The sequence below is a fragment of the Collinsella sp. Sow4_D11 genome, from assembly GCF_052116465.1.
Classification (GTDB): domain Bacteria; phylum Actinomycetota; class Coriobacteriia; order Coriobacteriales; family Coriobacteriaceae; genus Collinsella.
The window spans coordinates 64280-76826 of record NZ_JBQKLA010000006.1; the positions used below are offsets into that span (position 1 = coordinate 64280).

Annotated in this window: 11 protein-coding genes; all 11 read left to right on the plus strand. The window is 60.3% G+C overall.

Translation table 11 applies throughout. The features are described 5' to 3' along the window. Window positions 1-249: 249 nt before the first annotated feature. The 11 genes from ppdK (at window position 250) to pyrH (ending at window position 12545) form a co-directional block, all read left to right on the plus strand. Window positions 250-3000 (plus strand): pyruvate, phosphate dikinase, encoded by a 2751-nt coding sequence (gene ppdK, locus ACTQ40_RS04160; protein ID WP_441563410.1) that lies wholly within the window; start codon window positions 250-252, stop codon window positions 2998-3000. Between the two features lie 209 nt (window positions 3001-3209). Continuing rightward, window positions 3210-3551: a 50S ribosomal protein L19 gene (gene rplS, locus ACTQ40_RS04165; protein ID WP_117583231.1), complete on the plus strand. Its 342-nt coding sequence runs from the start codon at window positions 3210-3212 to the stop codon at window positions 3549-3551. A gap of 93 nt (window positions 3552-3644) precedes the next feature. Continuing rightward, on the plus strand, window positions 3645-4433 hold the full coding sequence (locus ACTQ40_RS04170; protein WP_441563411.1) for a ribonuclease HII: 789 nt from the start codon (window positions 3645-3647) through the stop codon (window positions 4431-4433). 188 nt (window positions 4434-4621) lie between these two features. Beyond that, entirely contained in the window at window positions 4622-5107 is a 486-nt protein-coding gene (locus ACTQ40_RS04175; RefSeq protein ID WP_441031093.1) for a YraN family protein, read from the plus strand. Beyond that, the gene (locus ACTQ40_RS04180) at window positions 5107-6630 is read left to right on the plus strand and encodes a YifB family Mg chelatase-like AAA ATPase (RefSeq protein ID WP_441537005.1); all 1524 of its coding nucleotides are present in this window, start codon (window positions 5107-5109) and stop codon (window positions 6628-6630) included. Before ACTQ40_RS04175 ends, ACTQ40_RS04180 begins: the two co-directional genes overlap by 1 nt. Continuing rightward, complete coding sequence (locus ACTQ40_RS04185) at window positions 6630-7562, plus strand: DNA-processing protein DprA (protein WP_427793438.1); 933 nt, start codon at window positions 6630-6632, stop codon at window positions 7560-7562. The genes ACTQ40_RS04180 and ACTQ40_RS04185 overlap by 1 nt, the downstream gene beginning before the upstream one ends. Before the next feature lie 14 nt (window positions 7563-7576). Then, window positions 7577-8914, plus strand: coding sequence for a methylenetetrahydrofolate--tRNA-(uracil(54)-C(5))-methyltransferase (FADH(2)-oxidizing) TrmFO (trmFO, locus tag ACTQ40_RS04190; RefSeq protein WP_441563412.1), 1338 nt, complete (start codon window positions 7577-7579; stop codon window positions 8912-8914). Window positions 8915-8922: 8 nt separating this feature from the next. After that, the gene (locus ACTQ40_RS04195) at window positions 8923-9831 is read left to right on the plus strand and encodes a tyrosine recombinase (protein WP_441563433.1); all 909 of its coding nucleotides are present in this window, start codon (window positions 8923-8925) and stop codon (window positions 9829-9831) included. Window positions 9832-10061: 230 nt separating this feature from the next. After that, complete coding sequence (rpsB, locus tag ACTQ40_RS04200) at window positions 10062-10790, plus strand: 30S ribosomal protein S2 (protein ID WP_055285135.1); 729 nt, start codon at window positions 10062-10064, stop codon at window positions 10788-10790. 45 nt (window positions 10791-10835) lie between these two features. Continuing rightward, window positions 10836-11705, plus strand: a complete 870-nt coding sequence (tsf, locus tag ACTQ40_RS04205) for a translation elongation factor Ts (RefSeq protein ID WP_409064982.1) — start codon at window positions 10836-10838, stop codon at window positions 11703-11705. A 117-nt stretch (window positions 11706-11822) separates the two neighbouring features. Next, window positions 11823-12545 (plus strand): UMP kinase, encoded by a 723-nt coding sequence (pyrH, locus tag ACTQ40_RS04210; protein WP_427717558.1) that lies wholly within the window; start codon window positions 11823-11825, stop codon window positions 12543-12545. The last annotated feature ends 2 nt before the right edge of the window (window positions 12546-12547 follow it).

Genomic DNA, 12547 nt, shown 5'->3' on the forward strand with positions numbered 1-12547 from the left:
AAATTAGCTACTTATGGTAAAGCGATTTAGCAAAGTTCTTGCAGTTAACCTGCAAGTCTCGTTCACAGGTATCTTCATAAGGTAACCACCTTTATCTACCGTTTACCGTCAGTTTTACCACGTTTACCAAACCTCGCACCCTCTACGCAAGCACTTCCAATACCCGCCGTATAGTACCCTCACGGCTCGCATCCGGCGGGTCGATTCGTTACCACGGTCGTGCGCGACAGCGCATGGAAGGGGAGTATCGTGAGCGATTGCAAGAGGGTTTACCGTTTTGGAACCGACGCCCAGGGCACCTGTGTCACTGAGGGCGACAAGTCCATGAACTTCGTGCTTGGCGGCAAGGGTGCAAATCTTGCCGAGATGAGCCGCATCGGCCTGCCGGTTCCCGGTGGCTTTACCATTACCTGCCAAACCTGTGTCGAGTACTCCGGTGCCGGCAACGTGTGGCCCGAAGGCGCACTCGATGAGATCGTTGCCGCCGAGGCCGATCTCGAGGCCCGCTGCGGCAAGAAGCTTGGTGACGCATCCGACCCGCTGCTCGTGTCGGTTCGCTCGGGTGCTCCGTTCTCCATGCCCGGCATGATGGACACGGTCCTCAACTTGGGCCTTAACGACGACTCCGTTCTGGGCCTCATTGCCCAGACGCAAAACCCGCGTTTTGCCTGGGATAGCTACCGCCGCTTTATCCAGATGTTCTCCAACGTCGTTATGGGTGTCGATGCCGACTTGTTTGAGAACGCCCTGACCCAGGCTCGCTTGGTCGCCGGCGTTCGCGTCGATTCCGAGCTTTCGGCCGAGGACCTGCAGGAGCTCGTCGAGACCTTCAAGGGCATCTTCTCCGAGAACGTCGAGGCTGCCCTGTATCCCGAGCTCGAGGTTGTCGACGGCAAGCCCGTCTTCCCGCACGATCCGGAGCTCCAGCTGCGCCTTGCCATCCAGGCCGTCTTTGGCAGCTGGATGAACGAGCGCGCCTGCATCTACCGCAAACAGCATGGCATTTCCGACGAGCTCGGTACCGCCGTCAACGTCCAGGCCATGGCTTTTGGCAACAAAGGCGAGACCTCTGCGACCGGCGTCGCCTTTACGCGCAATCCGGCCGATGGCACCAAGGAGTTTTACGGTGACTTTTTGGTTAACGCCCAGGGTGAGGACGTCGTCGCCGGCATTCGCAACACTGAGCCCATCGCCGACCTCAAGACCACCCCGGGCCTCGAGTCCGCTGGCGAGGAGCTCGAGCGCGTTTTCCTGACGCTCGAGGATCATTACCGCGATATGTGCGATATCGAATTCACCATCGAGCAGGGTAAGCTCTGGATGCTTCAGACCCGCGTGGGCAAGCGCACCGCTACCGCCGCGCTGCGCATCGCTATCGAGATGGTCGAGGAGGGCCTCATCACCCGCGAGGAGGCCGTGAGTCGCATCGATCCGGCGCAGCTCGACCAGCTTCTGCATCCGCAGTTCGACTCCTCCAAGAAGTACGAGGCCCTGGCCTGCGGCCTCAACGCCAGCCCCGGCGCCGCCGTAGGCGAGGTCGTGTTCTCGAGCGATGATGCCGTCGCGCGCGCCAACGAGGGCCATAAGGTCATTCTGGTCCGCTGGGAGACCAACCCCGACGACTTGAAAGGCATGGTCGCTGCCGAGGGCATCCTTACCAGCCACGGCGGCAAGACGAGCCATGCCGCCGTTATCGCCCGCGGTATGGGTACGCCCTGCGTCTGCGGCGTTGAGCGCTTCCATATTGACGCCGCCGAGAAGGTCGTGCGCATCGAGGGCAGCGATCGTGTGCTTCACGAGGGCGACATCATCTCCATCGACGGCACTCAGGGCATTGTCGTCGACGGCGCCGTCGATCTGGTCTCCGCCGAGCTCACCGGCGATCTGGACACCATTCTGTCCTGGGCAGACGAGATTCGCCTGGACGAGACCGACGGTCACGCCAACCACGTGCGCGTCAACGCCGACAACCCCGAGGATGCCGCGCTCGCACTCGAGTTTGGCGCCGAGGCCATCGGCCTGTGCCGTACCGAGCACATGTTCCTGGGCGACCGCAAGAACATTATCCAGAGCTTTATCCTGTCCGACGACGAGGCCGTGAAGCAGCAGGCCCTGGACGACCTGCTCAAGGTTCAGACCGAGGACTTTCTGGCGATGTTTAAGACCATGTCCGGTCGCGATGTGGTCGTTCGCCTGCTCGATCCGCCGCTGCATGAGTTCCTGGATAATCCTCGCGAGCTCGAGGTCGCCATCACCAAGAAGGAAGCCGCCGGCGCCAGCGAGGAAGAGCTTGCCACCCTGCGTGCCCGCCTGCGTCGAATCGACGGCATGGTTGAGTCCAACCCGATGCTCGGCTTGCGTGGTGTGCGCCTGTCCGTTGTCTTTGGCGATCTGCCGCTCATGCAGGTTCGCGCCGTCGCCACGGCTGCTGCCCGCCTTATCAAGGAGGGCGTCGACCCGCGCCCCGAGATCATGGTCCCGCTCGTTTCCATCACAGCCGAGCATGTCCAGACCCGCGAGGTCATCGAGCGCGTGATCGCCGAGGTATCCGCCGAGGAGGGCGTCGAGCTCAATATTCCCGTGGGCACGATGCTCGAGCTGCCGCGCGCCTGCATGGTCGCCGACGAGATCGCCCACCATGCCGACTTCTTCTGCTTTGGCACCAACGACCTCACCCAGACAACCTTCGGCTTCTCGCGCGACGACGCCGAGGCCAAGTTCATCCCGCTGTACATGCACAAGAAGATCCTGAAGGATAATCCCTTCGAGACCATCGACGCGGCGGTGCTCGAGCTGGTGCGTATGGCAGTCGAGAAGGGTCGCGCCGCCAACCCCGACATGCACTTTGGCGTGTGCGGCGAGCACGGCGGCGACCCCAAGTCCATCAAGGACCTGTTCAACGTGGCCGATGTGGACTACGTGTCCTGCTCGCCCTATCGCGTGCCCCTCGCACGACTGGCTGCCGCCCAGGCCAAGCTCGATGCCAAGCGTTCCGCCTAGCGTTTAGTGTATAGACCCCTAGCGTAGCCCCCTTCATGCCGCCCGTCTCATTTGTGAGGCGGGCGGTTATCATGTGCGGGTTTTGTCTTTTTGTCTGCGAAAAAAATTGTTCTTGCAGCAGAAACCCGCGCGTGTATACTCGAATACGTTTGTTCAACTACGTGCCGGCCAAGGTGGTACGGCACCTCTAGAAGAGTAAGGAATTGCACATGGATTACATCCGCGCAATCGAGCGTCAGCAGATCCGCGAGGACATCCCGCAGGTCCGCGTTGCCGACAACGTCAAGGTTCACTACCGCATTAAGGAAGGCGACCGCGAGCGCATCCAGGTTTTCCAGGGTGACGTCATCCGCATGGCCGGCGCCGGTGCCCGTGAGACCTTCACCGTCCGCAAGATTTCCTTCGGTGTCGGTGTTGAGCGTACCTTCCCGCTTCACAGCCCCAAGATCGCCAAGCTCGAGGTCGTCCGTCATGGTCGCGTCCGTCGCGCCAAGCTGTACTACCTCCGCGACAAGGTGGGCAAGGCTGCTCGCATCCCCGAGAAGCGCTAAGAAGATCGCAGCGTCTGTCCACTCGTTTGGACACAAGGGTCACCTTCGGGTGGCCCTTCTTTTTATCTGATTTCCATGCAAGGAGGGCCTGGTATGGCCAATATGACGAGCTCGATTTCGGCATCGCAGGTTGCCGGCGAGCTGGCGAGTGCCACGTTCGAGGAGATTCCCGCCCTCGTGGAGCACTATCGCGAGGATCCGCGCCAGCAGGTGATCAAGGCTTGCGAACGCGCACTTAAGCGCCATGCCAAGGAACTTTCCGAGCGCGAGCGCGTCAACGGCATGTACGAGCTTATGCATGAGCTCGGCGGCAATGGCGTGGTCGTTGGTGTTGACGAGGTGGGGCGCGGCTCTGTCGCCGGCCCGTTGACGGTCTGCGCTGTCTGCCTTCCCATGGAGCCGCGCGTTTGGGGCATTAACGATTCCAAAAAGCTCACGCCTGCCCGTCGTGAGCTGCTCTCGGTGCAGATTGCCGAGGTGGCTACGGCCATTGGTTTTTGCCATATCGCTCCTGCGGATATCGATGAGATGGGCATGGCCCGCGCCATCCGCACTGCCGTCGCGGGCGCCGTGGCCGATACGGGGCTCGAGCCCGATTGCGTGCTTATGGACGGCAACCCCTTGGGCGCCGTCCCTAACGAGCGCGATGTGGTGAAGGGAGATGCCAAAATCGCCTGCATCGCCGCTGCTTCCATTATGGCCAAGGTCACGCGTGACGAGATGATGGTCGAGTACGATGCCGAGTATCCCGAATATCATCTTGCTGAGTCAAAGGGCTATGCGAGCCCCGAGCACATTGAGGCTATTCGTAAACATGGCCTTTCTCCGTTGCATCGTGTGAGCTTCTGCGGAAATTTTTTGCAGACGGAGCGTCTTTTTTAAGGCAAATATGGAGACAGGGACTTCTGGGATTTTATAAACCAGCTGGTGGGGACCGCATGCAACGCAATTGTTGCATGCGGTCCCTTTTTTGTTTGTTTTTGGTTGGACTTTGGTTTTCTTTTGGTACTTACCCGCAAGAAAGGCGGCCCCATGATCGGGTCAATATCGTGCGCGGGAAAGGAGACCCCATGTGCGCCGCAAGTGCAAAGAGCAAGACGCAACAGCTCAAAGAGCTTTGGGAGAACGGGGAGATTGATTGCGCGTCGATTACGCCTGGGTTCATTAAGGGCCTCAGTCCTCGAGAACTGGGCATGCTGGGTGAGCTTATTGCAATCGATTACTTTCGCGAGCGCGGTTATGCCCTCTTGGAACAGGGCTACCGGTGTCCCGAGGGTGAGGCCGATCTGGTACTTCTTGATGAACTTGATGATGTCGTGGTGATGGCTGAGATCAAGACAAGGCGCGTCGCCCTAGATTGCAACACGCGGGTCTTTCCCGAGGAGGCGGTGGACGCCCAAAAGCAGCGTCGCTACCGCCGTATCGCGAGTTGTTACCTTATGGATCACTATCCCCTTAAGGCGATTCGCTTCGACGCGGTGGGCGTTACTATCCGCGGCGGTCATATTGCGGAGATTGAGCATCAATACAACGCATTCGATTGGCAGGTATCGTGATGGCGTTTGACACCTTTGCCGTCCACGCTGCATGCATTCGTGGCGTCGAGGCGATTCCCGTCACGGTCGAGGTCTCGCTTGCCGGCGGTATTCCGGGTATCCAAATGCTTGGCATTCCAAGTATGGAGGTGATGGAGTCGCGTGGCCGCATACGCTGCGCAATGCGCTCGGCGGGATTTGAGATTCCACGGGCGGGCATTACCGTCAACTTGGCTCCGGGCGACATCCGTAAAACGGGCAGTGGTTTTGACCTGCCGATTGCCATCGCGGTACTGGCGGCCGATGGGCAGATTCCCCGCGACCATCTAGACCATTGCCTTATTGCCGGTGAGCTCGGGCTGGATGGTAGCGTGCTGCCCGTAAAAGGCGAGGTTGCGTTTCAGTTGTTGGCGCGTGATATGGGCCTGTCCTTTATTGCGGGAAGGTCGGATCAACATGTGCCGCTTGCCGGTGTGGACTGTGGCTTTATCGACCATCTGTCTCAGCTCGCCCGCGGTATGGGCGAGGCGGCTCGGCATTATCTGGATTCCGAGGGTGTCGAGGCGTCGTTTGAGCCAGAACTTGATTATGCCGATGTGCTGGGGCAGGAGGTTGCCAAGCGCGGCATTGCGCTTGCGGCGGCGGGGGAGCTCGGCCTGCTTATGATTGGCTCGCCGGGTTCGGGCAAGACCATGCTCGCACGCCGCATGACGGGTATCTTGCCCGAGCTTTCTCTCGAGGATCAGCAAGAGGCGCTGTGCATCCATTCGGTCTTGGGCGAGAGCATCGATGGTTTGCTGGCGGGACACCGGCCGTTCCGTAGCCCCCACCACAGCATTTCGACTGCGGGCCTTATTGGCGGCGGACGGCCGGTGCACCCGGGCGAGATTAGCCTAGCGCACGGCGGCGTGCTCTTTTTAGACGAGCTTGCCGAGTTTCCCAACAGCGTGCTGCAGACACTCCGTCAGCCCATAGAGCGCGGCTACGTCAAGATCGTACGCGTCGATGGGGCTTTCACGTTTCCCTCGAGGTTCCAGCTGCTTGCCGCGAGCAATCCCTGTCCCTGCGGCTTTTTGGGCGATCGCGAGGTACCGTGCCGCTGCTCGGCTTCGATGGTTGAGCGCTATCGGTCTAAGCTACGTGGTCCCTTGGCCGATCGTATTGACCTTATGATTGACGTGACCCGACCCGACCCGCAGGTAATTATCGAGGGCGCCGAGGGTATGTCGTCAGCTGAACTACGTGACTATGTTGTGCGGGGTCGGGCATTTCGTGCCTGGCGCGAGTCCCGTATGGACGATGCAGATGCCGAGGCCGAGGACGATGAGTCACGTTCCATCGACGGCGTCGTTTCGACCTTTGCACTCGATGGGGCAGCGGAAAAGTGCGTGCTCGGCCTGTCGAGGCGCACACATCTCACAGGGCGCGGCATCGTGCGCTTGGTGCGTATCGCGCGCACGATTGCCGATGTTGCCGAAAGTGAGCGGGTAACCCAAGACCACGTGCTCGAGGCGGCGATGTACCAGGGGAGGAGGGACCAGTAATGCCCGAGGAGACTTTTGAGCTGCATCCCGGTGATGCGTTGTATCCAGATACCGTTTTGGAGCTCTCTGATGTACCCCAGACGCTTTATGTGCGTGGCGACCCCGCCGCACTGTCGACGCCCTCGCTCTCCATCATCGGCGCTCGCAAGGCCTCGCCGTACGGCCTTGCCGTGGCAGAGCTGGCCGCGAAAGTTGCGGTCGAGGCGGGGGTGACGGTGGTCTCGGGCGGTGCGGTCGGCTGCGACCAGGCCTCGGGTTGGGCCGCGGTCAACGCTGGTGGCAGGCACGTCGTGGTGTTGGGTACGGGCGCCGACGTGGTTTACCCGCGTTCGAGTGCTGGGCTCATCGCGCGCACGATCGATACGGGCGGCGCGGTCGTGTCCATCTCGCCTTGGGGTATGGGGCCACGCAAGTTTGCCTTTCCGCGGCGTAACCGGGTGATTGCCGCGCTTTCGCAGGCGCTGTTCGTGTCGGAGGCCGGCATGCCCTCGGGCACGTTCTCGACAGCGGAGGCCGCCATGGACCTGGGGCGCGAACTGCTCGCGGTACCGGGCTCCATTTTGTCACCAGAGTCGCGTGGGACCAACTACCTCATCGCCAACGGGGCATGCTGCATTGTTGACGAGGAGTCTATTGAGATGGCCATCTCGCGAATATACGGCACCCTGCGCTATTCGCGTCCCGATGCGCCCGGTATCGCCGATCTGGACCCCACGCAGCAGGCCGTGATGCACGCGCTCATTGCCTCGCCGCTCAAGGTCGATGACATTGCCGCGCTCGTCTCCCTCGATGCCGTCGGCGTGCTCAAACTCCTGGGCTCACTCGAGCTCGAGGGACTCATCGAGCGCATGATGGATGGAAGGTATGCGCCCTCAAAGTTTGCGCTTCACGCTCAGACGCCCTTCGGTCACAATGGAAAGCGTGTCAATTAGAAAGGTGTTTGCAGATGCTGTTTGATCAAGTGACGGTTATCGGTGGCGGTCTGGCGGGATCGGAATGCGCGATTCAGCTGGCAGATCGCGGGTTTGCCGTAAAGCTGTGCGAGATGCGGCCGCTGGTGACCTCTCCTGCCCACCATACCGATCACTTGGCGGAGCTCGTCTGCTCCAATTCGTTTAAGTCGACCCGACCCGATTCCGCCGCCGGCCTGTTGAAGGCCGAACTCGAGCGTATGGGTTCGGTGCTGCTCGACTGCGCTCATCGCGCTGCCGTTCCCGCTGGTGGCGCCTTGGCGGTCGACCGTGTTAAATTCTCCGAGCTCGTCGAGGCCGAGGTTGCCGCCCGTCCCAATATCGAGGTCGTTCACGGCGAGGTCACCCAGATTCCCGAGGGCCATGTGGTTATCGCCGCGGGTCCCTTGTGCTCGCCGGCGTTGAGCGGGGAGGTCATGAAGCTCGTCGGTGGTGATTCCCTGGCGTTCTTTGACGCCGCGGCCCCGATTGTCGATGCCTCGACGCTCGATATGGATGTGCTGTTCTCGCAGTCGCGCTACGAGGAGCAGGGGAGTGGCGACTATCTCAATGCCCCGCTCAACAAGGAGGAGTACGAGGCCTTTATCGAGGCACTTACCACGGCCGATCGCGTGGTGCTCAAGGACTTTGAGGGCGGGGACCTCTTCCAGGCCTGTCAGCCAGCCGAGGAGGTTGCGCGCACGGGCAAGGATGCCATCCGCTTTGGCGCTATGAAGCCCGTCGGGCTCACCGACCCGCGCACCGGTCGCCGTCCCTGGGCGGCGATTCAGCTGCGCGCCGAGAACAAGGAGAAGACCGCCTATAACCTGGTTGGTTTTCAGACCAACCTGACCTTCGGCGAGCAGAAGCGCGTTTTTCATATGGTTCCCGGTCTGGAGAATGCCGAGTTCTTCCGCTATGGCGTCATGCATCGCAATACCTTTGTCGATGCTCCCCATGTGCTCGATGGGACCTTCGCCGTGCCCGGCACGGGCGTGCGCCTTGCCGGACAGATTACCGGTACGGAGGGTTACATGGAAGCGGTCGCCACGGGTCTCCTCGCTGCGCTCAATACCTATGCCGAGGCTATCGAGGTTGCTCCTGTCGAGCTGCCGCGCGTGGGCGCTCTCGGCGCGCTCGTGGGCTATGCGACCGATCCTGCTACGGTCGGATATCAGCCCATGCATGTTAATTTTGGCCTGGTGCCTCCCCTCGAGGACGGTAAACGCCGCAGCAAACGTGATCGCTATCAGGCCTATGCGGATCGCGCCCTTAAGGCCTTGGATTCCTATCTGGAATCGCGCTCCGACCTGTTTGGGGGCGATCGGTCATAGTCTTTGACCTGTACGATACCGTCGACTCGTTCATAGCCTATATTGCGCGCGTCGAGGGGCTTTCTTCTAACACTGTTATCGCTTACGGCTCTCGTCTGGAGCGTTTTGCCGCTTGGTGCGAGCGTGGGGATATCGATGCACGCACGGCGGACGTACGTACCGTTCGCATGTATCTGGCAGAGCTGTCGCGCGAGCAGGTGGCGCCCAGGACGATTGCGGCGCACCTGTCTGCCATTCGTTCGTTCTATCGATGGATGGCTGCCGAGGGTCTTATCGATGGAGACGCTGTCTCTGCGATTGCCTCGCCCAAGCTTCCACGCGATTTGCCCGGAGTGCTGACCACCCAGCAGGTTAAGGCACTGCTTGCATCGCCAGACGTTTCAACGCCTGCGGGACTGCGCGATGCGGCGATGCTCGAATTGCTCTATGCATCTGGGGCTCGCATCTCTGAGCTTGCGGCACTCAATGTTGAGTCCATTGCTTGGTCCGAGCGAACGCTGCGGCTTTGGGGTAAGGGGAGCAAGGAGCGTATCGTGCCCCTGTATCGGCGTGCTCTCGATGTGACCCACCGCTATATTGAGGAAGGAAGACCGGAGCTTCTTGCTCAGGCAAAGCGTGGCGACGGTACGAACGGTGTGCATCCGCTGTTTATCTCGGCACGCGGCAACCGTATGAGCGCCGCCATGCTTAGGCGACGGTTTCATATGTTGGCGTCGCTTGCGGGTATCCCTTCCGATATCGCCCCGCATGCGATGCGCCATACTTTTGCGACCGATTTGCTCGAGGGCGGAGCGGACTTGCGCTCTGTCCAGGAGTTACTGGGGCATGCAAGCTTGTCCACCACGCAGATTTATACGCATCTCACGCCCGATCGGCTCAAACGCGCCGTTACCCAAGCTCTTCCGCGCGGCGAATAAGGCAGGAGAGGGGTTCTATCCAATCGATCGCGCGTCCGTGTGTGTGGTTTTGATTTCGTGTTGGCAGAAAGATGTAATCCTGCTATCATTCATCGGGTTGCTTCACGGCAACAGGTTTTTATCACGCACGCGCGGCTACTTCATACCGTGGTGCCCGGGCTTTGGTAGCACATGTCCGGGTTGGTTTTGGAGGATGACCCCGCGCGGAGGCAAACCACAGGAGGTTTAACATGGCTACCAAGATTAATATCCGCACCCTGCTCGAGGCCGGCTGCCACTTCGGTCACCAGACCCGTCGCTGGAACCCCAAGATGAAGCCGTTCATCTTCGGTGAGCGCAACGGCATCTACATCCTCGACCTCAAGCAGACCATTCTTGACGCCGACCAGGCTTACACCTTCGTCAAGAACGTTGCCAAGGGTGGCAACGTGCTGTTCGTCGGCACCAAGAAGCAGGCTCAGGAGGCCGTCAAGAACGCCGCTGAGCGCGCCAACATGCCTTACATCAACCAGCGTTGGCTCGGCGGCATGCTGACCAACTTCGTCACCATCCGCTCCCGCATCAACCGCATGGAGGAGCTCGAGGCCATGGTCGAGGACGGCCGCATGGCTGTTCTTCCCAAGAAGGAGCAGGCTGTTCTGGGTAAGGAGCTCGCTAAGCTCCAGACCAACCTCGGTGGCGCCCGCGACATGAAGGGTCTGCCCCAGGCTCTCTTCGTCATCGACACTAAGCGCGAGGAGAACGCCATCAAGGAGGCCCAGCGCCTGAACATCCCCGTCGTCGCTCTGATCGATACCAACTCCGATCCCGACGAGGTCGAGTACGGCATCCCCTGCAACGATGACGCCATCTCCGCTGTCACCCTTATGTGCGAGCTCATGGCCGACGCTTGCCTCGCTGGCTCCGGCAAGGAGCAGGTCTCCGAGGCCGAGATGGCCGCTGAGCCCAAGGCCGAGTAAATCAGTCCTAATTAAGTCTTTTTCATCTCTTTGAAAGGAACCACAATGGCCCAGATTACCGCCGCTATGGTCAAGCAGCTCCGCGAGATGACCGACTCCCCGATGATGGAGTGCAAGAAGGCTCTCGTCGAGGCTGACGGTGACATGGACGCCGCTGTTGACGTTCTGCGCAAGAACGGCCTCGCTAAGGCTGCCAAGAAGGCTGGCCGCGAGACCAACGAGGGCGCTGTCGCCGCGTTCGTCTCCGAGGATGGCAAGACCGGCGCTCTGCTCGAGCTCTCCTGCGAGACCGACTTCGTCGGCTCCAACGCCAAGTTCACCGGCTTTGCTTCCAAGGTCGCCGAGGTTGTCGCCACCACCGAGCCGGCCGATGTCGACGCTCTGCTCGAGAAGCCGATGGGCGAGGAGACCGTTTCCTCCGAGCTCACCGAGATGATTCACATCATGGGCGAGAACATGAAGATCTCCCGCTTCGCCGCCCGCAAGGTCGAGAACGGCGCTCTCGCTTCTTACATCCACATGGGTGGTAAGATCGGCGTCCTCGTCGAGTTTGCTTTCGAGAAGGCTGAGACCGCTCAGGCTGAGTCCTTCAAGACCTTTGCCCACGACGTTGCTCTTCAGGTTGCCGCTGTCGCTCCGATCTGCGCTACCCGCGATCAGGTTCCGGCCGAGACCGTCGAGCATGAGAAGCAGATTTACATGGCTCAGGCTGCCGAGTCCGGCAAGCCCGAGGCCATCCAGGAGAAGATGGCTGTTGGCCGTCTGGAGAAGTTCTACAAGCAGTCCGTGCTCACCGAGCAGGAGTTCATCAAGGACAGCTCCCTCACCATCAAGAAGTACGCCGAGCAGGTCTCCAAGGAGCTCGGCGATACCATTACCGTCGTTGCCTTCGACCGTCTGGTCCGTGGCGAGTAAATAAGCTCTTGTAGCTGGTAATGAGCAGGCTGTGGGTTTTACTCACAGCCTGCTTTTTCATGGCTCCAAGCAGAGCCTTTGCTATCATATTGAGAGTCTAATTAAAGGAGGATCGCTTTGTCCGACATCCGATATAAACGCGTGCTTCTGAAGCTTTCCGGCGAAGCACTGATGGGCGATGGCCACTATGGCATCGACCCCAAGGTTACCGACCATCTTGCCAAGCAGGTCAAGGAGCTGCTCGCCGTTGGCCATGAGGTCGGCATCGTTGTCGGCGGCGGCAATATTTTCCGCGGCATGGCTGGAGCTGCCGGCGGTATGGAGCGTGCTCAGGCCGATTACATGGGCATGCTTGCAACCGTTATGAACGCGCTCGCCCTGCAGGATGCCTTCGAGCATAACGATGTTCCTTGCCGCGTTATGAGTGCCATCCAGATGAACGAGATTTGCGAGCCCTATATTCGTCGTCGCGCCATCAATCACCTCTCCAAGGGCAATGTCGTTATCTTCGCAGCCGGCTCGGGCAATCCGTACTTTACGACTGACACCGCCGCGGCCCTTCGCGCCTGCGAGATCGGTGCGGAGATTCTGATTAAGGCCACCAAGGTCGACGGTATCTACGACAAGGATCCCGTCAAGTGCGCCGATGCCGTCCGCTTTGACAAGATCACCTATCACGAGGTGCTCGTCCGCGGCCTGCAGGTTATGGATTCCACGGCTACGGCCCTGTGCCAGGATAACCGTATGCCCATTTTGGTCCTCAACATCGATGGCGAGGACAACGTCAAGCGCGCGCTTTCGGGTGAGCCCGTCGGCACGCTCGTCTATCAGGAGGATTAAGC